This is a genomic window from Streptococcus sp. E24BD, from assembly GCF_041807825.1.
GTDB lineage: Bacteria > Bacillota > Bacilli > Lactobacillales > Streptococcaceae > Streptococcus > Streptococcus entericus.
The window spans coordinates 25,039-49,094 of sequence record NZ_JBGTZB010000018.1; the positions used below are offsets into that span (position 1 = coordinate 25,039).

29 protein-coding genes and 1 pseudogene are annotated in these 24,056 nt (G+C 47.7%); 3 read left to right on the plus strand and 27 right to left on the minus strand.

All coding sequences use genetic code 11. The features are described from left to right. Window positions 1-99 precede the first annotated feature (99 nt). Genes rsfS through ACERC5_RS05855 form a run of 11 tightly spaced genes read right to left on the minus strand, consistent with a single transcriptional unit; the run spans window position 100 to window position 4,727 of the window. Window positions 100-453 (minus strand): ribosome silencing factor, encoded by a 354-nt coding sequence (rsfS, locus tag ACERC5_RS05805; protein ID WP_373660377.1) that lies wholly within the window; start codon window positions 451-453, stop codon window positions 100-102. After that, a complete protein-coding gene (locus ACERC5_RS05810) occupies window positions 410-742 on the minus strand; it encodes a GNAT family N-acetyltransferase (RefSeq protein WP_373660378.1) in 333 nt (110 codons plus the stop codon). The genes rsfS and ACERC5_RS05810 overlap by 44 nt, the downstream gene beginning before the upstream one ends. After that, window positions 702-908, minus strand: coding sequence for a hypothetical protein (locus ACERC5_RS05815; RefSeq protein WP_373658911.1), 207 nt, complete (start codon window positions 906-908; stop codon window positions 702-704). Before ACERC5_RS05815 ends, ACERC5_RS05810 begins: the two co-directional genes overlap by 41 nt. Next, a complete protein-coding gene (yqeK, locus tag ACERC5_RS05820) occupies window positions 905-1,489 on the minus strand; it encodes a bis(5'-nucleosyl)-tetraphosphatase (symmetrical) YqeK (protein ID WP_373660379.1) in 585 nt (194 codons plus the stop codon). The genes ACERC5_RS05815 and yqeK overlap by 4 nt, the downstream gene beginning before the upstream one ends. Beyond that, window positions 1,486-2,118 carry a nicotinate-nucleotide adenylyltransferase gene (locus ACERC5_RS05825; RefSeq protein WP_373658909.1) on the minus strand — a complete coding sequence of 211 codons (633 nt, stop codon included), beginning with the start codon at window positions 2,116-2,118 and terminating at the stop codon, window positions 1,486-1,488. The genes yqeK and ACERC5_RS05825 overlap by 4 nt, the downstream gene beginning before the upstream one ends. Before the next feature lie 11 nt (window positions 2,119-2,129). Then, window positions 2,130-2,441 carry a ribosome assembly RNA-binding protein YhbY gene (gene yhbY, locus ACERC5_RS05830; RefSeq protein ID WP_373658908.1) on the minus strand — a complete coding sequence of 104 codons (312 nt, stop codon included), beginning with the start codon at window positions 2,439-2,441 and terminating at the stop codon, window positions 2,130-2,132. 38 nt (window positions 2,442-2,479) lie between these two features. Continuing rightward, a complete protein-coding gene (locus ACERC5_RS05835; protein WP_373658907.1) occupies window positions 2,480-2,758 on the minus strand; it encodes a DUF5301 domain-containing protein in 279 nt (92 codons plus the stop codon). After that, window positions 2,728-2,898, minus strand: a complete 171-nt coding sequence (locus tag ACERC5_RS05840; RefSeq protein ID WP_373658906.1) for a hypothetical protein — start codon at window positions 2,896-2,898, stop codon at window positions 2,728-2,730. The genes ACERC5_RS05835 and ACERC5_RS05840 overlap by 31 nt, the downstream gene beginning before the upstream one ends. After that, on the minus strand, window positions 2,898-4,007 hold the full coding sequence (gene yqeH / locus ACERC5_RS05845; RefSeq protein ID WP_373660380.1) for a ribosome biogenesis GTPase YqeH: 1,110 nt from the start codon (window positions 4,005-4,007) through the stop codon (window positions 2,898-2,900). The genes ACERC5_RS05840 and yqeH overlap by 1 nt, the downstream gene beginning before the upstream one ends. Further along, window positions 4,004-4,189: a hypothetical protein gene (locus ACERC5_RS05850; protein WP_373658903.1), complete on the minus strand. Its 186-nt coding sequence runs from the start codon at window positions 4,187-4,189 to the stop codon at window positions 4,004-4,006. The genes yqeH and ACERC5_RS05850 overlap by 4 nt, the downstream gene beginning before the upstream one ends. Beyond that, a complete protein-coding gene (locus tag ACERC5_RS05855; RefSeq protein ID WP_373658902.1) occupies window positions 4,161-4,727 on the minus strand; it encodes a YqeG family HAD IIIA-type phosphatase in 567 nt (188 codons plus the stop codon). The genes ACERC5_RS05850 and ACERC5_RS05855 overlap by 29 nt, the downstream gene beginning before the upstream one ends. 219 nt (window positions 4,728-4,946) lie before the next feature. Between ACERC5_RS05855 and ACERC5_RS05860 the strand changes: the two genes are divergently transcribed. Then, on the plus strand, window positions 4,947-10,232 hold the full coding sequence (locus tag ACERC5_RS05860) for a discoidin domain-containing protein (protein WP_373660381.1): 5,286 nt from the start codon (window positions 4,947-4,949) through the stop codon (window positions 10,230-10,232). Window positions 10,233-10,314: 82 nt separating this feature from the next. Here the strand turns inward: ACERC5_RS05860 and ACERC5_RS05865 are convergent. The 11 genes and pseudogenes from ACERC5_RS05865 to ACERC5_RS05915 form a co-directional block, all read right to left on the minus strand. Beyond that, window positions 10,315-10,593: pseudogene (locus tag ACERC5_RS05865) on the minus strand (transposase); the annotation flags it as partial. Window positions 10,594-10,831: 238 nt separating this feature from the next. After that, complete coding sequence (locus ACERC5_RS05870; RefSeq protein ID WP_018367605.1) at window positions 10,832-11,026, minus strand: helix-turn-helix transcriptional regulator; 195 nt, start codon at window positions 11,024-11,026, stop codon at window positions 10,832-10,834. A 7-nt stretch (window positions 11,027-11,033) separates the two neighbouring features. Continuing rightward, entirely contained in the window at window positions 11,034-11,258 is a 225-nt protein-coding gene (locus ACERC5_RS05875; protein ID WP_373660382.1) for a hypothetical protein, read from the minus strand. After that, window positions 11,259-11,954, minus strand: coding sequence for a hypothetical protein (locus tag ACERC5_RS05880; protein ID WP_373660383.1), 696 nt, complete (start codon window positions 11,952-11,954; stop codon window positions 11,259-11,261). A 310-nt stretch (window positions 11,955-12,264) separates the two neighbouring features. Further along, window positions 12,265-12,645, minus strand: a complete 381-nt coding sequence (locus ACERC5_RS05885) for an HIT family protein (RefSeq protein WP_373660384.1) — start codon at window positions 12,643-12,645, stop codon at window positions 12,265-12,267. Between the two features lie 19 nt (window positions 12,646-12,664). Beyond that, on the minus strand, window positions 12,665-13,558 hold the full coding sequence (locus ACERC5_RS05890) for a haloacid dehalogenase-like hydrolase (RefSeq protein ID WP_373660385.1): 894 nt from the start codon (window positions 13,556-13,558) through the stop codon (window positions 12,665-12,667). A gap of 66 nt (window positions 13,559-13,624) precedes the next feature. Then, a complete protein-coding gene (locus ACERC5_RS05895; protein ID WP_373660386.1) occupies window positions 13,625-14,329 on the minus strand; it encodes an ion transporter in 705 nt (234 codons plus the stop codon). Further along, the gene (rlmB, locus tag ACERC5_RS05900) at window positions 14,329-15,060 is read right to left on the minus strand and encodes a 23S rRNA (guanosine(2251)-2'-O)-methyltransferase RlmB (protein ID WP_373660387.1); all 732 of its coding nucleotides are present in this window, start codon (window positions 15,058-15,060) and stop codon (window positions 14,329-14,331) included. The genes ACERC5_RS05895 and rlmB overlap by 1 nt, the downstream gene beginning before the upstream one ends. A gap of 43 nt (window positions 15,061-15,103) precedes the next feature. Beyond that, window positions 15,104-15,844 carry a hypothetical protein gene (locus ACERC5_RS05905; RefSeq protein WP_373660388.1) on the minus strand — a complete coding sequence of 247 codons (741 nt, stop codon included), beginning with the start codon at window positions 15,842-15,844 and terminating at the stop codon, window positions 15,104-15,106. 50 nt (window positions 15,845-15,894) lie between these two features. Next, the gene (locus tag ACERC5_RS05910) at window positions 15,895-16,194 is read right to left on the minus strand and encodes a hypothetical protein (RefSeq protein WP_373660389.1); all 300 of its coding nucleotides are present in this window, start codon (window positions 16,192-16,194) and stop codon (window positions 15,895-15,897) included. Between the two features lie 8 nt (window positions 16,195-16,202). Further along, window positions 16,203-17,024 carry a GIY-YIG nuclease family protein gene (locus tag ACERC5_RS05915; protein WP_373660390.1) on the minus strand — a complete coding sequence of 274 codons (822 nt, stop codon included), beginning with the start codon at window positions 17,022-17,024 and terminating at the stop codon, window positions 16,203-16,205. 186 nt (window positions 17,025-17,210) lie between these two features. Between ACERC5_RS05915 and ACERC5_RS05920 the strand changes: the two genes are divergently transcribed. Next, window positions 17,211-18,026, plus strand: a complete 816-nt coding sequence (locus ACERC5_RS05920; protein WP_373660391.1) for a mechanosensitive ion channel family protein — start codon at window positions 17,211-17,213, stop codon at window positions 18,024-18,026. Window positions 18,027-18,092: 66 nt separating this feature from the next. Here ACERC5_RS05920 and ACERC5_RS05925 read toward each other — a convergent pair whose 3' ends face one another. The 5 genes from ACERC5_RS05925 to ACERC5_RS05945 all read right to left on the minus strand — a co-directional run bounded on the left by ACERC5_RS05925 (window position 18,093) and on the right by ACERC5_RS05945 (window position 23,261). Beyond that, window positions 18,093-18,905, minus strand: a complete 813-nt coding sequence (locus ACERC5_RS05925; protein ID WP_373660392.1) for a Cof-type HAD-IIB family hydrolase — start codon at window positions 18,903-18,905, stop codon at window positions 18,093-18,095. Between the two features lie 3 nt (window positions 18,906-18,908). Then, entirely contained in the window at window positions 18,909-19,472 is a 564-nt protein-coding gene (locus ACERC5_RS05930; protein ID WP_373660393.1) for a TIGR01440 family protein, read from the minus strand. A gap of 687 nt (window positions 19,473-20,159) precedes the next feature. Continuing rightward, on the minus strand, window positions 20,160-21,581 hold the full coding sequence (gene sufB, locus ACERC5_RS05935) for a Fe-S cluster assembly protein SufB (RefSeq protein WP_373658888.1): 1,422 nt from the start codon (window positions 21,579-21,581) through the stop codon (window positions 20,160-20,162). 35 nt (window positions 21,582-21,616) lie between these two features. Beyond that, a complete protein-coding gene (sufU, locus tag ACERC5_RS05940; protein ID WP_373658887.1) occupies window positions 21,617-22,054 on the minus strand; it encodes a Fe-S cluster assembly sulfur transfer protein SufU in 438 nt (145 codons plus the stop codon). Further along, the gene (locus ACERC5_RS05945; protein ID WP_373658886.1) at window positions 22,041-23,261 is read right to left on the minus strand and encodes an aminotransferase class V-fold PLP-dependent enzyme; all 1,221 of its coding nucleotides are present in this window, start codon (window positions 23,259-23,261) and stop codon (window positions 22,041-22,043) included. The genes sufU and ACERC5_RS05945 overlap by 14 nt, the downstream gene beginning before the upstream one ends. A 214-nt stretch (window positions 23,262-23,475) precedes the next feature. Here ACERC5_RS05945 and ACERC5_RS05950 point away from each other — a divergent pair, with 214 nt between their 5' ends. Beyond that, entirely contained in the window at window positions 23,476-23,949 is a 474-nt protein-coding gene (locus tag ACERC5_RS05950) for a hypothetical protein (RefSeq protein ID WP_373658885.1), read from the plus strand. Window positions 23,950-24,056 lie beyond the last annotated feature (107 nt).

Below are 24,056 nucleotides of genomic sequence, written 5' to 3' on the forward strand. Positions count from 1 at the left end.
CTTTCATCATCGCTTTACACATTGTATCACATGTGTGATGCTTTTTCAAGGGCTAGGGACAAGGGCACAAAACCCTTGCCAGCTGACAAGGGTTCATTGCTATGCAATAAATTCTGCCACATCGACCATTGAGGCTTCATGCCAGAGTTTTTCGAGGTTGTAGTGGGCTCGGTCATCATCGCTAAAGATGTGGACGATGACGTCATTGAGGTCTAGGAGCACCCAGCCCCCCTTGCTGTCGCCTTCAATGTGGCTGGAATCATGCCCAGCTTCCTTCACCTTTTCACGGATATTATCCGCTAGGGCTTCCAGCTGGCGCGAATTGGTCGCTGTCATGATGACAAAATAGTCCGTCATGCTGGTCAAGCCTGCCAAGTCCAACACCACAATATCCTCTGCTCGCTTTTCATCAGCGGCTTTCACAATCACTTCTACTAATCTTTCTTTCGTCATTGGTTTTCCTTATTTTTCGTTTTGTATAAAATTCACGCTCGTCTTGGTCAAAGACTTCAAAGCCCAAGCGAGTGAGCAAGCCAGCCATCTGAACATTCCCCTTGACATAATCTGCCCGTACATGGTCACAGACGGGGTCAGCTGTTGCGAGCGCAATGACCGCTTCCACTGCCGCACGACCGTAGCCTTTGCCTTGATGCGTTTGGTCAATCATCAGCCGCCAGATCATGTACTGATTCTCTTCTGCATCAATATCCAGCAGGACAAATCCGACCACCGACCACCTCATCTCCTGCCCAGACAGCATTAGGAAAGACATCGCCATTGTCACGATAAATCCAGCACTCAGCAAGAGACGTCGCATTATCGGCGACCCAGTGTCTTTGCTCCTCACGCACCGTTAGTTGTAAGACCTGATAAAAGCTGGTCTCATCAACAGGTTTCAAGGCAATCATAGATACCTCACATAAGCATTATAGGTCTCCAGGGTCTGGGGATAAATCGGCAGTCCCTTGTAAGTCAAGTGTTCAATAGTCCTTGCTGTTTCGTAGGCGACGGCTTTATCAAGGTCTTCTGCTGCCAGCTGGCGAGCAGTCTCCACACCTGGAAAATCTCTGCCTGGTTCGATATAGTCAGCGACGTAGATAACCTTGTCAAGGAGTGTCATGTCACTTGCCCCTACGGTGTGACGGGCGATGGCGGTCAAGATCTCCTCATCTGTCAGCCCAAACTGCTCTGTAATGAGGTAACGTCCGACCAGACCGTGCCAGACGTTATTGCCCCAAGTTTTGAGGGTTGGGTTCAACTGGTAACGGTCAATGAGGTCAAGAAAAACGCTATCTGGTTGCTCCTTGGCGTAGTCATGCAGGAGTGCCGCAAGACTGGCCTTAACAGGGTCGCAAGCGTAGCGATCGGCGAGCTCCAAGGCAACCCTCTCCACGCCTAAGACATGGCGGAAACGCTTCTCACTCATCTGCTCTGCTATGACCCTTAAAAGCGCCTCGCGTGAGAGGGAAATGTAGGGTTCGTAGATCATCGGTAGAGCCCCTCTTCCTCAATATAATCCAGCACCTCGTGGGGAAGGAGGTAGTTGGGCGTGCGCCCCTTTTTGATGAAGTCACGCACCATACTGGAGGAGATGTCCATGAGAGGAACATCGACCCAAATGACAGGATAGGACGTTCCTGCCTTGTAGCGAGGACGCTGAACGCCGACAAACTGAACGAGATTGACCAGTTCATCAATGCGGTGCCACTTGGGCAGGTACTCGACCATGTCGCCACCAATGATAAAGTAATAATCGGTTTCAGGGTTTTTCTCGGTTAAGAGTTTCATGGTGTCGTAGGTATAGGAAATGCCCTGACGCTCCAGCTCAATGGTTTCGATACCTAGCCCTTCAACGCCAGCAATGGCGCGCTTGAGCATCTCTAGCCGATGGTTTTCATCAATAGTCTCTTTTTTATCAACATGGGGCGGTTTATACTCAGGCATGAGATAGACCGCATCCAGACCCAGTTGCTGGCGAACCTGATCCGCCACAACCAGATGGGCGTTATGTACAGGGTTAAAATTGCCACCCAAAATCCCAACCTGACGGCGGTTGGTCGTTTTTTCTGTTGTTTCTAACTCAACCTTGGTAAAGGGGGTTAAGAGTTCAATCGGCATAGGCCTTCCTCCTAAATCTCTCGTACTTCTATAGATAATTTACGGTTTTCTTTCTTAGCAGATGGCTTAAACAAAATCAAAATCCGACCGATTTTTTGAACGGTATCCAGACCGATTTCGTCTTCGAGGATTTCTGCCACCTCGTGGATGTTTTCGTCCGTGTTCTGCAAGAGGGTGACTTTAATCAGCTCACGAGCGTCCAAAGCCCGACGGATAGAGGTCTTGATTTCATCAGTCAAACCGTTTTTACCAATCTGCACAATCGGCTTGAGGCTGTGGGCTTGGCTATTGAGAAAAGCCCGCTGTTTTGAAGTTAATGTCATGATTTCTTCTTTCTTTTTTAGGAAAATGGCAGAGCAGTCTAGTTGACCGTCTCGAGCCACTTGTCGATAGGTATGTTGAGTTTGTAGATGCCGGTATAAGACCGTTCTAAATAGGTCGTCCTTCCCTCTGGATAGAGATAAGCAATGGCATAATTCTGCCCGGGCTTGAATATCATTTCAACTCTGGCATAACGCTCAGCATAAGGGACATCATTGACCGATTTTTGACGGGTCTTGTGGGACTGAGAAAGGGTCTCAAGAAAAGACGCGATTGTCTCCTCGTCTTCTATCCGAAGAGGCGTATCAGGTGAGACCAAAACGCTGTGTCTTTTTCTGTCGAAAGCGTAATCGCACTCATCTCTCCTGCTTCTGGTAAGCTAGGTGCTGACCCAGGCCCCTGCCAATAGACAAGCCCAGCCAGCAACAAACCAAGTAGCACTATCACAACTTTCTTCATCAGATAATCGCCTTTCTCTTGAGCACAGCGACACCTTCTGGTGCCCAAGCGGAGACCTTGCCAGCACTGCCAACCCGAATCCAGCCCAGTCCTGAAAAAACGATGTCGCTCTTTTCGGTGATGGTAAAGTCATGCTTGACCAGCTTAGGAAACTCAGCCGCTCCCTTGCTAGCAGGCGGGGTCAAGAGACCGCCGACATGCTTGTCATAGAAGGCATCTGCCCCAGCTAGCTTAGTACGGTGGAGCTGCAGGTTATTGTCCAAATAAGCTGTAAAGCCCTGCTTTTCCCCAGAAAGATAGTCAAACCGTGCCAGACCGCCGAGAAAAAGGGTCTGTCCAGGATTGAGCTGGTAGGTTTTGGGCTTGATTTCCTTTTTAGGAGTGACTAGTTTGAGGGCCTTGTCGGACAGGTAATGCGCCATCTGATGGCGATGGATAATACCCGGTGTGTCATAGATATAGCTGCCATCGTCCAAGGGAATCTCAATCTTGTCCAAGGTCGTCCCAGGAAAGCGAGAGGTCGTGATCACGTCCTTGTCGCCCGTGATTTCCTGAATGATGGCATTGATCAGGGTGGACTTACCGACATTAGTCACGCCAACCACATAGACATCCCTGCCCTTGCGGTAGTGGTCAATCTTTGCGATCAACTCTTTAATGGCATAGTTGTTTTGAGCAGAAGTCAATAGGACATCAACAGGACGAATGCCCTCTTCATGCGATCGCTCGGTCAGCCACTGGGTCACCTTGCCATCCTTGACAGACTTGGGCAAAATGTCTTTTTTATTGCCGACCAAGAGGACATCATTGCCTGACACAAAGCGCGGGAGCCCCGGGATAATGGAACCATTGAAGTCAAAGATGTCCACCACATTAACCACCAAGGCGTCGCTGTCGCCAACCTCGTGGAGCAGTCTCAAAAACTCATCATCAGAATTCGAGACATCCGTGATGTCGTTGTAATGGCGGAGCCTGAAACAACGCTGACAGTAGAGCTCTCCTGTTTCTAAGCCCTTATCGAGTGCTGACTGAGGCGTAAAGCCCAAACCAGCCTTATCGGTTGTCTGAATGGCAACGCCACAGCCGATACAGTGTAAGGTGTCGTTCATTTCTTTTTACTTTCTAAGTGATGTGTATAAAGCCGTCTACCCAGATTTGCCAGCAAGGTGCCGAGAAAAATCGCACTGAGATAGGGCAAAAAAGTATAGGATAGACGAAAGAGGCCAAAAATCACACCAAAACTGATGACAAAAGCCACTAGACTAATCAGTAATTTCACGAGAAACGTCATAAGTTACCTCCGATAATTGCCGTTGATAGGTGAGCTGACCATACTTGTCTTCGATTTTCTGCAAGACCCGACGCTCTCTAAAGCGGTTGATTTTGGTGTTCCAAGCATCGGTGGTCACCAAGGGACGAACCAGAATGGAGCGGATACCCGCCCGATGAGCTGCTCGAATGTCGGTCATCAGCTGATCGCCGACCATAACTACCTCATCGCGGCCAAAGCCATAACGGGCAATCGCCTTGTTAATACCGTAAGCAAAAGGTTTCATGGCACGGCTAACAAAATCAACACCGAACCGCTCCACCGCACGCTCTACCCGCGACTGCTTGTTGTTGGACACGACCACCACAGGCAGACCAGCCTCTGTCATCTCATCCAACCAGCCCCGCAATTCCGGCGTCCCATCAGGATTATTCCAGGCAATCAGGGTATTGTCCAAATCCACCAAAACAGCCTTAATCCCTTGCGCACGCAAGGCATCAGGTCGCAAATCATAAACCGCTTCGACCACAAAGGTCGGTATATAGTCTTCTATACTCACGTCTTTCTCCAAAAAATTGATGTCCTTTTTATTATAGCACATTTTTGGGAAAATAGCAGAGCTGGTAGCTTGTTTGCTCTAGTTGCCACGTTTTCCTTTGTTATCAATTGTTTATATTTTTCAAAAATAAAACAAGTTCGCACAAAAACACTTGATTTTCTAGGCTAGTTATACTATAATCAAAGAGTTAGTAAACGATTACAAAAAGGAGGGATTTCTATGAACAAGCACTTGTTCACCAAGAAAAGTCAGTTTAGCATCCGTAAATTGACCGTCGGCGTCTGCTCGGTCATCATTGGGATGAGCTTTTTATCAGGCGTGGAGGTTAAGGCTGATACTGAAGGTACAAGCCCAGCCCCAACTGGTCAGGGAGCAACCCCGACAGCTGAGACAGGGGTTTCAACAGCGGAAGAAGCCAATCTCGTCGCCAATAGTCCAGCCCCAGAAGTGACCACGATTGCGGTGACCAACCAAAGCATTGCCTTGGAAAATGAGGCTATCGCTAGGCATTTTGAGGTTCAGGATGGCAAGCTTCGCACCACCAGCATTGAAAATAAATTAGCCGATGGTAGCGATCGTTTGGAATTCCAAGAGGGGTCTAAGGAGTTTGTGATCCGGTTCAAAGAGACTGATCCAAGCACCCGTCCAACCCCGCCGAGCTACGAACCTTATGCCCAGGATAAGGCCAGTTGGACGGTGACGACCAACTCGGCCGCCAATGCAGGGGCGCGTGAGGGTGCTGTTGCCCTAGCTCAGGACAATAATTTGGGCACCATTTGGCACAGCAACTACAACAATGGTATCGGCACCCCAAACACCCTGCCTGCCCATGTTGAAATCACCTTACCAACCCCTAGAGACCTTGAAACCTTTATCTATGTGCCTCGTCAAGATGGTGGGCAGAATGGTCTGATTAAGGATTACAAGATTTATGCCAAGGCAGATGGTGCTGTCGATTATGAAGAAATTAAAGCTGGCACCATCACTGACAACCCAAGTCAGATTCAGTTTATTGACCTGGGACGTCGCTTGACCAATGTCAAAACCATTAAGTTTGAAGCCCTGTCAGCCCAAAATGGTCAACCATTTGCAGCAGCGGCTGAATTCGACGTCTCTGACCGTTCAGCAACGACGCTCATCGCAGAGCAGGCTCAAAAAGTCGCTGACTACACTGCCCGTATGGAAGCTCACCTTGATCAATACCAAATCAGCCTAGACAAGCTGATTCTGGCTGAAAATGGCATTCAGCGTGAGCGTTCAAACGAAGGGGAAAAACTGACCTTCACTTTCAAACCGCATGTTTACCAAAACGTTCCCGTTACCGTTAAATACGTGGTTGATTTAGCCAAGGACAGCAAGTTTAGTCAGGCTCATTTGCTTTTATCAGTGCCTGAGGCTAATCGTGAACGTTTAACCATTGACACTATCGACCTTCAGTCCTTTAAGATTAAGGCGACGGATCGTGTCCATGATTTCTCAAACCAGGCAGCCATTGCTGAGATGGCAGGCTTTAACGGCTTCTATGCGGGTCTTGGTCAGCCAGTCTACATCAAGAGCTTCTACACGGGTTCAGAATTCCCTGTTGCCCTCAATACCGTTGAGGCTGGCAAGAACCAGATGATTTCTCGCTACTATTCTGGTAAAACCTTGGCTCAACTGGGAGTGGATGCGTCAGGCAACACTCGAACCTGGAACACGGTTGTCGGTGTCGCCCGTTCAGATGACTATCAGGTTATCCAGCAGGATTTCTACGATTACATTTCCAAAATTGGTCAGGATACCTATTTCCGTAAGCAGTACAACTCTTGGTTCGACCACATGCTCAATATCACGGCTGACAACATCCAGTCCAGCTTCAATGAGATTGAGCGTGGCTTTGTCAATGGCGGAGTATCGCCACTTCATTCCTACGTTGTGGATGATGGCTGGCAAGACATGACGACTCTATGGGATTTCAACCAGAAATTCCCTAATAAGCTCTACGATTCCAGTAAGCAGGTTAAACGTTTCGGCTCAGACTTCGGTCTTTGGGTCGGCCCTCAGGGCGGTTATTCTGAGCCTGGTCGACTGGCGGACAACCTGGTTCGCCAAGGCAAGGCGTCTAAGCATGCTGGTGTGGTTTACATTGGTGACAAACGTTATGTTGAGGGCATGGACAATCTCTTTGCCAACTACGACAAGGAATTTGACATCAACTATTGGAAGCTAGATGGTCTCCTGCTCAATCCACGCTCCGATACCGATCCAAACGACAACTTCATCGGTGGTGGTCACCGAAACATGTACTCCATGACCGAGGCTCATGAACGCTGGATTGGTCTCTATGAAACCATTCGTCGGGAGTCAACTGACCCTGATAAGATGTGGATTAACCTGACCTCTTACATTCCACCATCACCATGGTTCCTGCAATGGGTCAACTCCATCTGGATGCAAAATGCGGCTGACGTGGACTACCAAGACCATGTTAAGAAGGATCAATACGCCCATCTGGACTTCGGTAATGATGCTGCGGAAGCCATTACCTATCGTGACGACCGTTACGAGGAACTGGTCAACCTCCGCAAGTGGCAGTTGCCATTTGCTAACATCTACAACCATGATCCAGTTTACGGGAATACCGCCAATTCTGGTAAGAAGTTGGAGCCAAACGCCCAAGGTCAACGACCAAAAATCAACTTCTCTGCTGAAGACCTGAGAACCTATCTCTTCATGCTGGGAACCCGTGGCACAGGCTTCTGGGAGTTCTACTACAGCTACAACATGATGGATGATGAGAAGTGGCAGGTCAACGGTGAGGTGGTCAACTGGATTGAAGCCAACTACGAGACCCTAAAACACGCCAAGTTTCACGGCGGCAAGCCAGGTCACGGTGAGGTTTACGGCTACTCTGCCTGGGATGAGGAGACTGGTATCCTCTCCATTCGGAACCCGATTAACAGCGAGCAGACCTACACCATTACCCTGGATCGCCTGGTCGGGGTGCGTGAGGGCATGACTGGCATGCACCGAACCACTGTTCACGGCGACAAGCGCCATGATAGCACCGCTTTGACCAACTATGGCGACCAAATCAGCCTGACCCTCAAACCTTATGAAACCGTCATCTTCCAGTTTTCGAAAACGGCGGACACCAAGGCGCCTGAGGTTTTGGTGGCAAAAGCTATCGCTGATAACATCATCAGCATTGAGTTTGATGAGCGGATCTTGCCGACAGGAGCCAGCTTTGCTGTCGCAGGAAATACGGTGACAGCAGTTACCTACAACAAAGACCTGAGAACAGCTGTTCTGACCCTGGGCACCCCTCTGAACGATCGCCAAGTGGCAGAAGTAACCTACACCGATGTCGCAGACAATGCCCCAAGACCAAACAAGGCGACAGGCACCTTGTTCGTGACAGCCTACAATCAGGGCGTGATTGAAGACATCACAGCTGTGGACAAGGCGACGCCTCTGCTCAAAGAGGGCATCGAGGGTCGTGGTCCCTTCTCTGTGACAGCAAAAGTCACCCTCAACAGCCTCAACCAAACCATCGCTGAACAAGATGGTCAATGGCGCCTGTCTGTTGACGAGGCTGGTCGTGTCATCTTTGATGTCAAGGGCTTGCAGGTGACTTCGGCACCATTTAGCACCCTCAAGGCAGCTGACCGTGGTACCGCGGATGTCCTCATTCAACCAGATCAGGAAGCCGTTATCACCGCTGTCCGTGAGAAAAATGGTAGCCTCAAGCTCTTTATTGACGGTCAGCTTCATAATACTGCTCATGATAAGACCAAGGTCAATGACTTGCTGGAAAAATCAACTCTCCGTGTGGCATCGCCAGACTTTGATGGCAGCATCAGCCGCTTTATCTTAGAAGACAAGGCTAGAGACTTCCAGTCAGCCCCAGCACTCTTTGATCAAGTATCCCCTCGTCCGCATGAAGTCGCAACCGAATTGGGTGCGCCAACAGCAACCAGCTTTGACCCCAACGATGGTGGTGAACGTCCAGCAGGCTCTGCCACAGATAAGAACCCAACAACTTACTGGGCAAGCAACCCCAATAAGGACAACACGGTTGAACCACAGCGCTTGACCATTGAATTAGCTGAAGCTCAGGAAGTCGGGCGTGTCCTTTATACTCCACGTCAGATTGCCAATGCGGTTGGTAATGTTAAAAAAGCCTTCCTGGAATACAGCACAGACGGTCAGACCTTTAACCGCGTGACCTTTACCAATGGCAATGCGGACAACACCATTAACATGGTTGACGGTATTGCGTCAACTCCGATGGACTTCACGCCTGTGACAGCCAAATTCTTCCGCTTCACAGCCCTTGAAACCCATCACTGGAGTCCTGCACGTGTGAACAAGGTTGTTGCGGTAGCAGAATTGACCCCTGTGGTAACGGTAACCCCATCGACAGAAGTTCCAGTTACCCTATCTTACTTGCGCAATACCCTCTATCAAGCAGGAGAGATTGCTCGCGACGAGTATAGAGCAGCTGGACTTGCTGCCTTCGATCAAGCCGTTCGTGATGCCATTGCAGTCTACACTGCGGCTGATAATCAGGAGGCTATTGATGCAGCCAATACAGCGCTTAAAGTAGCCATCGCAGGATTGGAACGCAAGGTAGTTAGCCAGAAAGAACGCCGTGTATCAGTGGTTATCCCTATCCCAGTCGATACAGTTCGCGTCAATGATGACAGCTTAGAACAAGGTCGAATCATCATTGAAGATGGGGAAGCAGGTGAGGAAATTCATGTTTATCTAGATACTTATGTTGATGATGAGTTGACGGAATCTGGTACAGAGGTTGTGGAGACCATCCCTGTTAAGCCTGCTAAGCCTAAGCGTGAGAGGGTTGGTACTAACCTTGTGACCCCACCAGCTGATCCAACTCAACCAGCTGTGACACCAGCCCGTATCTTGGAAGATAAGGCGACAGGTATTCAGGTGCTCTTGTCTGAGGGAGAGGATGCTAATATTGTTGCTCTTCGGATTGTGGCTAAGGAAACTGGTCATGTGGCGACTCCATCAGTTCTGAAGGGTGCGGACTACGACCTCTTCGACATCGAATTGGTTGACAAACATGGTAAGATCATCAAGATGGCTGGTCGTGCCGAAGTTAGCCTGCCTGTGGATGCGGGTAAGGAAGTCGCCACAGTGGTTTACCTGCCAAACAGTGACAAGGCAGACAGCCTGCCATTCCGCACTGCTGAGGTGACAACTGTTTCTGGTCAAACTCAGAAAGTCGTGATTTTCACGGCAGAGCACTTCAGTGAGTATGGTATTGTTTACAAACCAGCTACAGTAGTGTCAACCCCTGGAACATCAACTGATATACCAGTAACGCAGCCGACTGGCTCAGCGCCAATAGCGCCAACCCCAGCTGGCAGTGCACCTGCTGCTAGCAAACTAACCTTGCCAAATACCGGTGAGGCAAGCTCTAGCCTAGCTCTTCTTGACGGTGCAGCCCTTGTTGCGGCTCTAGGATTGACTAGCCTGAGAAAACGTGAGGACTAATCACACTCTGTTAACCCGCATCTGGTCAATTGACCAGATGCGGGTTTCTTGACTCATTGTCAACTGTAGTGGGTTGACCCACTTAACACCGAGAGAGGACAGTTCTTGTCTTCTCTCGTTTTATGTTTATGGCAATGAAAATGCGAGTTTTGAAGTTTTCAAAGTTTCTGAAACCAAAGGCATTCCGTTTAATGACCTTGATAAGGTTGTTTGTCGCCTCTAGTTTAGCGTTTGAGTAAGGCAGTTTCAAGGCGTTGACAATCTTGTCTTTATTCTTCAAGAAAGTTTTAAAAACCGTCTGAAAGATAGGATTGACGCTCGAAATCGTCTCCTCGATCAGCCCAAAAAAAGCTTTTCCCTGACTGCTGCTCGTTTTCTCGTCTCAAGGCTCGCCCTAGACAGTTGACAAGCCAAGGGATATCAACTGCCACCGAACAACCAATTGTAGTCCTCCCTTACCAAAACTCTTTAGCCATAATGTGAATGTTTGATGAATGATGCACTCCATCAGTAAAATGCTGCTGCCATTTCTTGGTAAAAATCTGATGGCTAAACGAACACAGATGGTCAACAGACGTTTCTGCCTGCATTTCCTATACTCATCCTTCCCAAAACAGGTCATCCAAGGTCCTATCTAAAACCTTGCAAATCGCGATACAGAGGTTGATGGTTGGGTTATAGTCTCCTTTTTCGATGGCAGAAATGGTCTGGCGCGAGACACCAACCAGCTCTGCTAAGGCTTGCTGGGAGAGGTCTTTCCCAGCCCGAGCAGCCTTTAAACGAAGATTTTTCATCTCTCACCTACTTTCTTTGCTTGAGCCAACTGCTCAAAATCTGAGTAAGCAAGGCGACCCCTAAAACCACTAGGCCAGCTCCCCAGTTCAAGGGCTTTTGAGACGTTGTCCACACAAGGTTAGCCACCAGATAAAGCCATAAGAAAGCCGCTCCCTGCTTGGTAGTTAGTCTCTTAGACTGATTTAGCTTAACTAGAAAGACCACATACACTAGCGCCAGTAACATCACCATCTACTCGTCCTCCTCTTTCTTGTCCTGATAACGGCGATAGAGGATGCTAGCCCCCATGCTAAAGAGGCAAAGTCCTAAAACGAAGAGCGAACCTGACCCCCCTCTGATAAAGAGGGTGCTTAATATCTCCTGCTCTGCTATTGTCCCTAAAAGAGAGGATAGGGTGATGAGCAGCCCAAAAAGCGTGGCAATCCAACCCACCAGCTGACCCTGTCTCCCAAAGTGGTCATCAACGAAGGGGGAGACGCCCTTGAGATTGGCCAAGGTCATGGTCAATCCCACGCCGCCATAGAGCCCTAGCACCACCATGAAGTCAAGTGAGATGACATCAGACCAAAACCGACCGACGAAGATGGAGAAAACAAACACCGCCATGGCATACCAAAAACCAACAGCATAGCTTCTAAGCAGGAAACTTTGCTGCCGTTCGTCATAAACAGGTCTAGTGTTGAGTCGGCGCAAGCGAGAATCAGACAAATCGCCTGTATCAATCTTATGCTGGAGCAGTTTAGCCGTCCTGAGCCCCATGACTAGTCCCAGCAAAAAAAGTGTTGTCAAAACGACTACCGCCCATGCTAGCTTGATGAGAAAGTTATCCTCAGCTGTCAACGCAACCAGTAAGGCTAGCCCATCTACGGCGCTGGTCAGAACAATGGCTAACCACTGGTTCTTAACAAGGTCTTGTTTGGAAAACATCGCAACCCTCCTGTATGTTTAAGTTACCTTCAGTCTACTCCTTTAGATGAATTTTGTCAAGTATATTTTACAAAAAGATTTTTATTATTAACTTTTTACTTGTTTTATGACTAAAAAAGGAGGCCGGGACAAAAGCCCTAACCTCTCAAGTGATGTTTAATTTTCAAGCAAGGCACAGCGGTTGAGTGGACTAACGACTCATCGAATTCTGACGAATGACCGCTTTTTGTCCCACACTCCAATTGATTATACCTAAAGGTCAGGATAGGAATGCGACCACACTGTCTTGTCCTCTGCTTATCCTGTCAACTTAGAGAGCTTTCAAAAATGTCTCCAACTCCCACTGACAAGTTTCAAGGTCAATCTTATCCCAAAAACCATCTCCAGTGCATCGCGGAATCAGATGAACATGAAAATGCGTTCCTTCGTCAATCAACCCCTTGTCGTTGCTTGCCAGAGTAACCCCATCAATCGGTAGATGGGCTTCCAACAGGGCGATTAGCCTAGCTTCTAAGTCAACCAACTCATGACGCTCTGATAACGAGAGGTCTGCCATGCTCAAGACATGACGCTTGCTGAACAATAGCAAATGACCTGTTTGAATAGGATCAATATCAAAAACAAGCTTGAACTGATCACTTTCTAAAAGAATTTGCTCTGGGGTGATGAGGTCACAAAAAATACAGGTCATCTAATCTCCTTTGCTTGATTTAACGGCGGACAGATTGTCCCATGCGGAAATAGGTATGCCGCTTGCCTCGAACAGCAATGCTTAATGCCATGATGTTCTCTGGGTCAGGCATGCGTCCATAACCCCCATCACCAATGTGGTGAATATCTGTGCCAACACGCTTATTGCTGAGACCAAAGTCTCTGATGGTTTGGAGGTCTGCACTTTCCTGACTAGTGCCGATAGTCGACATGACTAAGGCACCTTGGGCTTTGAGGTCAGCAACGATATCAGCAAGCCCCTCCTCACGTACGCCAGGTACTGTCCCTACAGCTGGTACGAGAACCCCATCAGCACCAAGTGCAATAAAGTCTCTGAGGGCTTCAGGGTTGACCACCGGTTCTCCCAGCCCTGCCCCATGCATTTTCCCTGCGAAAATGAGGCCACCAAAGTGTTCTTTAGCCAAAACGATAGCTTCTTTGATGGCAGCCAGAGACACTCCAGTTGATGGGTTCCCTGTCAGCATGATGAAATCAACACCCAGCTCACGAGCTGCTCTGAGACTCTGCTCATTGACCTGACGACCGAGGGAAATGTGTACCTGCTCACCAAGGACGGTTTGGGTCTTGTCGACAGGTTCTAAGTTGATTCCAATGGGACGACCTGTCAGGCGCTTGATTTCAGCGATAGGATTGTCACAAGTGTAAAAGCCGACGATGCTCTTGTCAAACACGTCAAACTCATTAAGCACCAAGAGGTCACAACCAAACGTCGCCATCATCTCTGCGTTAGTAACCCCTTCAATCAGGGGAGCAGCTGTCACCACAGTCTCCCCCAAAATCGTCCGACCTTCACTGGTCAAAATAGCCTGTTTGAGTTCATCTTTGGTGATGTTCTCGATGTCGCTCGCATAGCAAGAAATTAAACGTTTCATTAGATTCTCCTTGTATATGATAGGTCTATTATACACTAAAAAACAGCGATTGAAAACGCTGTTTTTTTATTTTTCACGTGCTGTTATTTCCTCCAAATATCCCGCTGTGATAATCCCTGCAGGCAAGGCAACCACACCAATGCCAATAATAGAGCTGAAGATGGTCAGCAATTTGCCCCAATCTGTCTGTGGAACAAGATCACCATAGCCAATAGTAGTCAATGTCACTGTTGCCCAATAAAGAGCGTCTAAAAATTGATGAAACTGATGCGGTTCAAGATTAAACATGACCAGAGCGGAAATAAAGATATAAGCTAAAGCAAAGACAGCCACCAACAACAATGACTCGCTTTGCTTTCTAAGGACCGTTACAACAAGTTGAATATTTTTAGAATAACGAAAAATTTTGAAGACCCTGAGTGATCGAATGAGACGAAAAACCTTGAGCAGGCGGAAACTGTTGTTAACCAAGGGCAAGGCAGCCAAAAAACTAATGGCATCAATAAAGGCTAGAAAGGTTAGGGGGTAGAGCCAAAAAGACAAGGAGCCTTTTTTGAGGTAGAAATCAGCGGTCGCTAGCCTGAGTAAGTAGTCAAAGGCAAAAATAATGGCAACAATTTGCTCGATACCTGTCATGATGGGGCTTGTTCCCTTGCTCATCAGGGGCAACAAACTAAGCAAAATGACCCCAATCATCATGCCATCATAACATTTTGCCCAGATGCTCGCCCGTCCCTCAACAGAAATAATGCTATAGATTGTCTGTCTCATTAACTCAACCGATTCCGATAGACTTCGTACATGAGTACGGCTGCCGCGACACTGGCATTGAGGCTTTGGACATGCCCACTCATGGGAATGGTCACCATCTCATCGACTTGTTTTTTAATATTAGCTGAAATGCCTTTGCCTTCATTGCCGATGATAAGGGCAACCTTGCCTGCGGTGTTCCATTTGGTAGATGGTGTCCCGTCCATGTCTGTCCCAAAAATCCAAAAACCTGCAGCTTTGAGCTTATCCAAGGTTTGGCTGAGATTGGTCACGCGAGCAATAGGGACATGCTCAACTGCTCCTGTCGAGGTTTTAGCGACAACAGGCGTCACACCAACTGCACGGTGTTTGGGGATGATAATCCCTGTCACATTTGTAGCATCAGCTGTCCGCAGGATTGAGCCAAAGTTATGTGGGTCATTGAGCCCATCAAGGATGAGGATAAGGGGATTATCTGCCTGCTCTGCCATGTCCAAAATGACCGACAAGTCCGTATACGCAAATTCCGACACGCGCAGGACAAAGCCCTGATGCACCGCACCGTCCGTCATCTCGGACAGGGTCTTTTTCGGCGTCCATGAAATAGAGACCTTTTTCTCCGCCGCAAGTGCCTTGACCTTGTCGACATTCTTGCCTCGCAGGTCATCCTGAATATAGAGCTTGTTGCCAGTGTTAGCTTGTAAACTTTCCATCACGGCATGTACGCCGTAGACTATATCTGTGTCTTTCATAGGACTATTGTAGCATATTTTTAGGGGAAATGGCAGAGCAAACTCACCAGCTTTCAAAATAACTATCTGAATCGTACTCCCAGTAGTAGCTGATCGCACTACTTTGCCCATCTTCTCCTTTCAAATCAGGTTCCAATCGTTCCAACTCACCATCTTGATTAATACGATACTCTGCTTCTCTTGGATAAAATCGCGGCTGACTCTGTGCCAAGTCTGCCAAAACCGATTCTGACAATAAAACTTTGGCATAGACCAGACCGTCTATTTCCTTTTTAACCTCAACAGGAACGTTCTTTAGCTCCTCTGCATAAATCTTATTTCTCTTGCTAACACTTCTCAAAAAAGAGGCACGGACCCACTTTTGAACCTGCTCTGTCGTCAAATCCAACTGATTAACACCTGTTCGTTCAGCTTCTCTAAAAGTAATCATATCCAAGATAATCCAACCTTCACCCGATTTCAGTTTTCCCCAATATTGCCCACCAGACTGACTGGTTTGTACAATAGTATAGGTTCCCTGAGGAATGATACGCACGACACTGGCAGATAGACTTGGAGCTTGATGAATATTGAGGTCTGTGACTGTGACATCAACTGTAAATTCATGAAAATCACCTTGAATGGATTCAGAGGTTTCTTTTACCTGACTTGGCTCAATAACGACTGAAGAGGAAGAGCTCGCTAGCAATTCCTGCTTCCCTTGTGAAGAGGAGATGGTGCTGTGATCCGTTTTAGAAAAACCATCTGCCCGCAATTCCTCTCTATCTTTCTTATTACTAGCCATCAGATCCAAAGTAGCAAATGCGACAAACGGTATAAGAATAACAGCTCCTATCATAGTGATAGCAATGATAATCTACGTTCCTTTCTTAACTGTTCCAAGTAGGCTTCATAATCAGCAGTTGCTTCGTCTAGCAACAGCTGAATCTGCTCTCTTTGATAGCTATCACTAGCTTGTGCTAAAGCTAGTCGTAACTGGTAAATTCTATCCTGATAGCTCTTCTCTTTTTGTTCCTTACGGTAGCTCTCTTCTCTAGCCATTTGAAGGCTTAACAACTCATTCTGGCGTTCGGCCTCACTAGTCATTTTATGTTCAAATTGCTGACGTTCATAGTCTCTCATCCACTGACTCATATCCCCTCCTAATTCTCATTATAGCCGAATGCTCTACTTTGCAGAACTTCTTTCCAATAACTTTCACGTTTTAAGATATAGGTATCATCAACCTTAGCATTGTAATTTTCTAGTAGACTGTATTGAAAATGTTCCTTAACATAGTCGAATCCTTCACTGTCAATGACCTTTTTCAATCCCTTGTTACCACCATGTCCATTGGCAATATAGGACTGCCAGCGTTGCAAGAGCATGCCCGCGTCACTCGTTGCCGAGCCAACATAGAGCTTTCCAGTGTGACGGTCCGTAATGAGGTAAACAGCTTTTTGATTGGTCAAAGCGGTAAGCCAATCTTTTTTACCCAAGCGTAAAATCAGTTCTAACTGTTGATAAGAAAGACAAAGGTTGTCATACCCCGGAAAGGCTTCACCTCCATAAATCTCTGGTAAAATCTCATAAACCTCTAAAGAGTCAGCTACTGTCTGAAACCCAAAGACAGGAGCTCGACCCGGACGTTTGCAATGTAGAATAACCCTAGCAAAATAAGGTGAATACTTCTCCACTACCTGACCCTCATAATTTTGTCCAAAAGTAACGCCTAGCTCTTTCGTTACCCGCTTGATGGTCGTCAACAACCATTTATCATGCCCCATTTGGACGAGATTTACTGCAATATCGCCAACAGAATAATTCCGATTTTTATTTCTCCAAAAAAGATTAAAATTATCAACTGTTTCAGGATCGGCTAAATAATTCTGCAAGGGATTTTCACCTGTCCAATTATTGAACTTCACTCGTACCCGTGGCAATTCTTCCTCTGAAAACTGTAAAATATCTTGTAATAGAATCACGGTCTCCTCCTTCTTGTTTGACCATTGGGGTTAAGGTATTGATTGTTAAATCAATACCTGTTATACTTAGTATAACAGGTATCCTCAAATAAGAACCATTCTAAACAAGTTATAGCCAACCTCGACAATTTTCTTGGTCATCTCCCAACAGGTGACAAGTCAGCCTTTTTTTGCTAGACTAGGGCTATGAAAACTCTGATTAACGATGTGCTGACCCTTGACTGGGACCAACTCTTGACTTCACTCGGTGCAAAAACGGCCTACACTCTTCTGATTCTCCTACTGTCTTGGCTCGCTAGGCGCCTCGCCCATTTTCTGGTCAAATGGCTGAGCTCTAAAACCCCACCCTTCACTGCCCAAGACCTTGCCCGTCAGCAAACCTTGGTCAAGCTCTTTTTGAGCCTTTCTGACCACACCATTTTCTTTTTAACAGGCTATGGGATTCTGGCTGTTATCGGTGTACCTGTGTCCAGCCTTATTGCTGGCGCTGGTATCGCTGGTTTAGCCATTGGACTGGGGGCACAGGGCTTTTTAACAGATTTAATCAATGGTGCCTTTATCTTAATTGAACGCCAATACGATGTGGGCGATCAGGTGGTTATCCAAAATATCGCAGGTAAAGTCACTAACCTAGGCATCCGAACCACTCAGCTCAAAAGCAGTGACGGCACCATTCATATCATCCCAAACCGTCACATTACCTACGTCTCAAACTACTCACGGGGCAATCGCCGTGTCCAGATTGACCTGCCACTGCCTTTTGATACTAATTTTGATCACGTTAACAGCTTGTTAACAGAGGTCGGCAATCAAGCCGCTGCTGACCACCCACATGTTCTGGACAGCCCCACTTATCTAGGCGCTCGAAAAGCCCTAGACCAGTCGACCATTTACCGTGTGGAACTGCTGGTTGAAAACGGCAAGCAAGAAAGTGTCTACTACACCTTCTATCAACTATTTCAAAAAACCTTGCAAGAGGCTGGCATCACAGCAAAACGTTAGAAAACTAAAACAATCGGTAGCTCACCCAGGCTACCGATTCTTATTTTTCTGTTTTTCAATCGAGCATCACGATCTTAGCAAGTAACGCTCAATAGCTTCCACGCAGCCACCCTCATCGTTTGTTGGCACAACATGGTTAGCCAGAGCCTTGATACTGGGTTTGGCGTTGCCCATCGCCAGCCCCATACCTGATTCTTGCAACATGGTACGGTCATTATCACTATCGCCAACACCGATAACCTCCGCCATCCCAAAACCCAATCGCTGACAGAGCAGCTGTAAGCCTGCCCCCTTATCTGCGCCTTGGGCGGTCAACTCAAGACCTGTTCGTTCGGCTTTTACAAGGGTAATAGCCGAGCTAGCCAACTGATCCGCATAGGCTTCTCTCAACTCGGGTGTTTTAAAGTAGATGTTGATTTTCTCACAGGCTTTCTCTGCTAAGAGTTGGTTTAAATCAGATACAAAGACTGCCGTATCCAGATAGAGCTGTCTAAACTGCTCCATATAAAAGGCCTCTATCCGATTAAATTGACTGGACTGCACATAACCTTGCCCGTCAGCCATCACCACGACAAAAACATCTTCTCTATCCAATAAATCACAGACAGTCGCAACAACCTCAGCTGATAAGGATTTTTTTGCCAAAACTGTCTCCGTAGAAAAATCATAAATCAAACCACCACTAGCAAGCACACCATAACGAACCATCGGCAGAACTGGCAAATAGTCCTGTAACTCTGATGCCGACCGTCCTGTCGCAAGTACCACTGTTTTGCCAGCCTCATCCGCCCGCCCCAGCGCTGCAACCGTTTCCGGGTCAATCGTATGGTCACTCCGCAATAAGGTGCCATCCATGTCAAAAGCAATTAGTTGATACATCACTCACGCCTTTCTCATCGCATCCGTCGCATAACTAGATCGAGCACCGCCGATTAGCTTAGGACGACTTGCAAGAGCCGTCACATGAGCACCACCTAGCTCACGCTGACTGGGGCGCAGAGGCACTTGCACGTGTTTAACATGCATCCCAATCGCCGTGTCACCGATATCCAGACCCGCAAAAGCCTTAATAAACTCAACCACAACTGGATCAGTCATGTACTTGAACGCTGCCACCTGCCCTGAGCCACCAGCCTGCAAGGTCGGCAAGACCGACACCTCATCAAGACCTAGCTTTTCGGACAACTCACGCTCAACAACCAAGGCACGGTTCAAATGCTCACAGCCCTGAACTGCTAAATAAACCCCACGACGAGTCAAGCTCTCTAACACTGTTTTGACAATAACCTCGCCAATCTCCTGACTGGAATTTTTGCCGATAACCCCACCGTTCACCTCGCTAGACGATAAGCCAAGGACAAAAACCTGCCCTCGCTTAATGCCACTGCGCTCAATAATCTCCTCTGTAATCTCTCGCGTCTCAACCGCTAAACGTTCTAAATCCATAGTCACCTCACTTAGCCTTATTATATCACAAAACCCGCTCAATTGGAGCAGGTTCGTTTTTTGGACAATAGCAGAGCTTTAGAGATTATTGCCCTATTTTTTACACAAGGTTGAAAAGTTTTAGCATGAGTTATAAAACAAACCCTTCTACCGCCTCATAAACGGTCTAAAACCAACAATAAGCAATCGTAGGCTCAATTTCTTTAACAATCTATACCTAATCTCGCTTATCCCTACCTATCACCTCAGTCGACAGAACGGTGGTGTTGAGAGTGGGGCAAAAATCGGTCATTCGTCAGAATCCGATGAGTCGCCCCACCTCCTCACAGTTGAGTAGGGCTGTGAAAGCTGATAAAATCAGCGAATTAGAGCCCACTCACCCAATGCGCCTTGCTTGAAAATTAAAAATCACTTGAGAGGTTAGGACTTTTGTCCCAGCCTCAACTGGTCACCAGTAACTACTCACTTCTGTCGGAAGACTTTCGGTGTAAACGAGCCCTATGGCTCGTGTAGCCCAGGGCATCATGGTCTATTATGAGAGTTTCTATGACATTCCTTATTGAAACACCTGAAACTCTTCGAGTTTCAGCGAGCACAGTAGAAAGCCTAACGGCTTTCCTCATCTGCCACCTCGGTTGGAGTGGTCTCGAGCTGAGTAGCCATTAGGCTATTCAGCCGCTGAGACCACTAACCAACCGAGCCCTCCATCTCATATGCAATCAGTCTGTTGAGTTCAACGGCGTATTCCATCGGTAGTTCCTTGGTGAAGGGTTCGACAAAGCCCATGACAATCATCTCGGTGGCTTCTTGTTCAGACAGGCCTCGGCTCATGAGATAATAGAGCTGCTCTTCGGAAATCTTAGACACCTTGGCTTCGTGCTCCAAAGCAACTTGGGAGTTGTGGATTTCATTGAAGGGAATGGTGTCCGATTTGGACAAATCATCCATGATAATGGTATCACACTCGATGTGGCTAACCGATTTTTTGGAATTCTTATTAAAGATCACCTGACCGCGGTAGTTGACTGCACCGCCGCCTTTGGCGATGGATTTGGAAACGATCGACGAGCTAGTATGAGGGGCATTGTGAATCATCTTGGCCCCCGTATCTTGCACCTGCCCCTTATTGGCAAAGGCAATGGACAGCATGGTGCCACGCGCTCCCTCACCCTCAAGGTAGACAGACGGGTACTTCATGGTCGTCTTAGCGCCCAGATTGCCATCAATCCACTCCACCGTGGCATTTTTTTCGGCACGTGCCCGCTTGGTCACCAGATTATAGACATTGTCTGACCAGTTTTGGATGGTGGTGTAGCGCATGTAGGCTCCCTCGTGGGCGATAATTTCCACGATGGCAGCATGGAGACTATTGGTCGAATAGGTCGGAGCCGTACAGCCCTCCACATAGTGAACACTGGCTCCCTCATCAACGATGATTAGCGTCCGCTCAAACTGCCCTGTCCCTTCATTGTTAATCCGAAAATAGGTCTGCAAGGGAATATCACACTTGACCCCTTTAGGGACATAGATAAAGGTGCCTCCTGACCAAACTGCCGCATTAAGGGCAGCTAGCTTATTGTCTGTTGGCGGAACGAGCTTGCCAAAATATCTTTTGAAAAGGTCAGGGTACTCTTTAAGAGCGGTATCGGTATCGGTGAAGACGATCCCTAACTTTTCAAACTCCTCTTTCATGTTGTGGTAGACCACCTCGGACTCGTACTGGGCAGCCGCACCAGCCAAATAGGCTCGCTCAGCTTCTGGAATCCCAATCCGCTCGAAGGTCTCCTTAATCTTGTCTGGCACATCGTCCCAAGAACGCGCTGGTTTGTCCGAAGCCTTCTGATAATAAACGATGTCATCAAAATCCAGCTCCGACAAATCTGCCCCCCAGTCCTGCATGGGTATCTTTTGAAAGGCTTGATAGGCTTTGAGGCGGTAGTCCAGCATCCAATCTGGCTCCCCCTTGACCTGCGACAGCTCACGAATGACCACCTCACTCAGCCCCTTGCCGGTCGAAGCCACCAAATCGATGCCCTCATCATGAAAGCCAAACTTGTACTCGCCCAAGTCAATCGGTGTGGGCTCAATGATTTCCGTTGTTTCTGACATAAGTGTCCTTTCTTTTTCCTACGGTAACTTCTATACTATCTGTCTTCTATATCGCTCAACGCCTTTTCCAACCCCTTCCACGCTAAGGTTGCACACTTGATCCGTTGGGGGAACTTAGACACCCCTGAGAGGAACTGGGCATCTCCCAGCTCTTTTTGTCTGGGGTCACTGGCTCCCTGTACCATCTGGGAGAAGAGCTCTGCCATGGCGAGAGCGTCTGTGACGCTGAGCCCCAACACACTATCCGCCATCATGGAGGCAGACGCTAGCGAAATGCTACAGCCATCTCCATCCCAGCCAATCGCAGCGATACGGTCATCCACCAGCTCAAGGCTGAGAGAAAGGACGTCGCCACAGGTTGGGTTGTGGAGGGTGTGGGGAGCCTGTTCAGGGAGAAGCCCTCGGTGGTGAGGGGTTTTTGTGTGATCTGTGACCACCGCCTTGTAGAGGCTGTCTAGCTTAGAAAGTGCCATCAAAATACTCCTTGGTTGCTTGCAGGGCTAACAGCAGTTTGTCACAGTCCGCCAGCGTGTTATAAAGATAAAAGCTGGCACGCACCGTTGCGCTCACGCCTAGGTAACGATTGAGGGGCTGGGCACAGTGGTGACCCGCACGCACGGCTACCCCCTCATAATCCAGCGCCGTCGCCACATCATGGGGGTGGAGCCCCTCTAGGTTAAAGGACACCAGTCCAGACTGCGGCCGCCCATAGATGGTCACACCGTCCATGCTCTTTAGCCCCGCTAGCGTATAGTCGAGAAGCTCTTGGCAATGGCGGTGCACCGCATCTCCCCCTAGCTGAGTCAGATAGTCGATAGCCGCCGCAAGGCCGATAGCCCCAGCCACATTGGGCGTTCCTGCCTCAAACCGCCAAGGGCTTTCTTTCCAAGTTGCGCTCTGCTCATAAACAAAATCAATCATCTCCCCACCAAAGGTCGTGGGTTCAAATTGGTTGAGCAAATCTGCCTTACCATACAGAACACCAATCCCCATAGGAGCCAACATCTTATGCCCCGAAAAAGCGAGGAAGTCACAGCCCAGCGCCTGCACATCAAGGGGCAGATGGGGAGCAGACTGGGCAGCGTCCACCACCAAGTAAGCCCCCACGTCGTGCACCAACTGAGCGATCTCTGCGATAGGATTGATCACCCCTAGCACATTTGACACATGGCAGAGACTGACAAACTTGGTCTTAGGCGATAATTTTGCCCGCAAGTCCGCCATGTCTAAGCCACCATCTGCCAGCCCCACATAAACCAGCTTTGCTCCTGTCCGCTGGCAAACCTGCTGCCACGGAATGAGGTTGGCATGGTGCTCCATAATGGAAATAATGACCTCATCATCTGCGGTCAAAACCTGACCAGCCAGCCCAGCCACTAGGTTGAGACTATCTGTCGTTCCCTTGGTAAAGATAATGTCTCGGCTAGAGCTCGCATTGAGAAAGCGGGCAACAGTCTCACGCGCTGCCTCATAGGCAGTCGTGGCTCGATTGCCCAGCGTATGCACACCTCGGTGGACATTGGCATTATCTGCTTCGTAGTAAGCTTGAACGGCTTCGATGACCTGCCGCGGCTTCTGGCTGGTCGCCGCACTGTCCAGATAGACCAGTGGCTCATCGTTGACCAGCTGGTTGAGGATGGGGAAGTCTTGTTTTAAGTATAACACAGAATTATTTTTCATATCTTTTAAAACAGCACATAAATCTTTGACAATCATTTTATAAAGTGATAGAACAAAGACGAAGAAAACGTTTTCCTGTTGTTTGTTGCCACTTTTCTCTGGAAAGGAGGAGAAAGAAAAGTGGCTACAGCACTAATTTTAAGGGTATCATTAATCCGTTTTTTCAAAGATGATGACCTCAAAAGTTGCTTCACGTGAGAAAGGAATAGCTCAAATGAAAAAATTGATACTTTCGATAGTCGCTCTTTTAACCCTGTTTAATTTACAAACTGTCGCTAGTGCTAATACTGGCGAAGAACTAGTTGTGTCATTTGAAAAATTAGAATTTACAGTTAACGACTATATGCACGATAATATTGATGTTTCCTACTCCAATAACGGAAACATTGAGGTTGCTACCGTGACTGATTTAGACACAGGCGAAGTCGTGGAAACAATCGAACTTATACCTAATATTCTACCAAGAAGCCCCTTTAGAAACGCCACTAGAGACAAATTCTCACACACTCTACGCCGAACATTTACAGTAGCTAGAACAACTTTACAGCTTGATATACAAGTTGAACTCTACAAAAGAGGATCTTTTAGGCAAATAAACTCAGTTCAAGGAAACTATCTTGGAATAACTAACGCTGTAACCAACACTTACATTGAAAGTCAAACGGTTAACGTGAATCGGTTACACTAAACTAGACAGAATTTATAAAGTGTTCTACACTAAAGAAAACAGGAGAACTCTATGTCTAGAAAAATCCGTCGTCAATTTAGTGATGACTTTAAGCAACAAATTGTTGA

Bases quoted from the DNA above. Each gene is read 5' to 3' on its own strand.
- rsfS (WP_373660377.1), bottom strand. From the start codon at position 453: ATGACGAAAGAAAGATTAGTAGAAGTGATTGTGAAAGCCGCTGATGAA.
- ACERC5_RS05810 (WP_373660378.1), bottom strand. From the start codon at position 742: ATGAGGTGGTCGGTGGTCGGATTTGTCCTGCTGGATATTGATGCAGAA.
- ACERC5_RS05815 (WP_373658911.1), bottom strand. From the start codon at position 908: ATGATTGCCTTGAAACCTGTTGATGAGACCAGCTTTTATCAGGTCTTA.
- yqeK (WP_373660379.1), bottom strand. From the start codon at position 1,489: ATGATCTACGAACCCTACATTTCCCTCTCACGCGAGGCGCTTTTAAGG.
- ACERC5_RS05825 (WP_373658909.1), bottom strand. From the start codon at position 2,118: ATGCCGATTGAACTCTTAACCCCCTTTACCAAGGTTGAGTTAGAAACA.
- yhbY (WP_373658908.1), bottom strand. From the start codon at position 2,441: ATGACATTAACTTCAAAACAGCGGGCTTTTCTCAATAGCCAAGCCCAC.
- ACERC5_RS05840 (WP_373658906.1), bottom strand. From the start codon at position 2,898: ATGAAGAAAGTTGTGATAGTGCTACTTGGTTTGTTGCTGGCTGGGCTT.
- yqeH (WP_373660380.1), bottom strand. From the start codon at position 4,007: ATGAACGACACCTTACACTGTATCGGCTGTGGCGTTGCCATTCAGACA.
- ACERC5_RS05850 (WP_373658903.1), bottom strand. From the start codon at position 4,189: ATGACGTTTCTCGTGAAATTACTGATTAGTCTAGTGGCTTTTGTCATC.
- ACERC5_RS05860 (WP_373660381.1), top strand. From the start codon at position 4,947: ATGAACAAGCACTTGTTCACCAAGAAAAGTCAGTTTAGCATCCGTAAA.
- ACERC5_RS05870 (WP_018367605.1), bottom strand. From the start codon at position 11,026: ATGAAAAATCTTCGTTTAAAGGCTGCTCGGGCTGGGAAAGACCTCTCC.
- ACERC5_RS05875 (WP_373660382.1), bottom strand. From the start codon at position 11,258: ATGGTGATGTTACTGGCGCTAGTGTATGTGGTCTTTCTAGTTAAGCTA.
- ACERC5_RS05880 (WP_373660383.1), bottom strand. From the start codon at position 11,954: ATGTTTTCCAAACAAGACCTTGTTAAGAACCAGTGGTTAGCCATTGTT.
- ACERC5_RS05885 (WP_373660384.1), bottom strand. From the start codon at position 12,645: ATGACCTGTATTTTTTGTGACCTCATCACCCCAGAGCAAATTCTTTTA.
- ACERC5_RS05890 (WP_373660385.1), bottom strand. From the start codon at position 13,558: ATGAAACGTTTAATTTCTTGCTATGCGAGCGACATCGAGAACATCACC.
- ACERC5_RS05895 (WP_373660386.1), bottom strand. From the start codon at position 14,329: ATGAGACAGACAATCTATAGCATTATTTCTGTTGAGGGACGGGCGAGC.
- rlmB (WP_373660387.1), bottom strand. From the start codon at position 15,060: ATGAAAGACACAGATATAGTCTACGGCGTACATGCCGTGATGGAAAGT.
- ACERC5_RS05905 (WP_373660388.1), bottom strand. From the start codon at position 15,844: ATGGCTAGTAATAAGAAAGATAGAGAGGAATTGCGGGCAGATGGTTTT.
- ACERC5_RS05910 (WP_373660389.1), bottom strand. From the start codon at position 16,194: ATGAGTCAGTGGATGAGAGACTATGAACGTCAGCAATTTGAACATAAA.
- ACERC5_RS05920 (WP_373660391.1), top strand. From the start codon at position 17,211: ATGAAAACTCTGATTAACGATGTGCTGACCCTTGACTGGGACCAACTC.
- ACERC5_RS05925 (WP_373660392.1), bottom strand. From the start codon at position 18,905: ATGTATCAACTAATTGCTTTTGACATGGATGGCACCTTATTGCGGAGT.
- ACERC5_RS05930 (WP_373660393.1), bottom strand. From the start codon at position 19,472: ATGGATTTAGAACGTTTAGCGGTTGAGACGCGAGAGATTACAGAGGAG.
- sufB (WP_373658888.1), bottom strand. From the start codon at position 21,581: ATGTCAGAAACAACGGAAATCATTGAGCCCACACCGATTGACTTGGGC.
- sufU (WP_373658887.1), bottom strand. From the start codon at position 22,054: ATGGCACTTTCTAAGCTAGACAGCCTCTACAAGGCGGTGGTCACAGAT.
- ACERC5_RS05945 (WP_373658886.1), bottom strand. From the start codon at position 23,261: ATGAAAAATAATTCTGTGTTATACTTAAAACAAGACTTCCCCATCCTC.
- ACERC5_RS05950 (WP_373658885.1), top strand. From the start codon at position 23,476: ATGAAAAAATTGATACTTTCGATAGTCGCTCTTTTAACCCTGTTTAAT.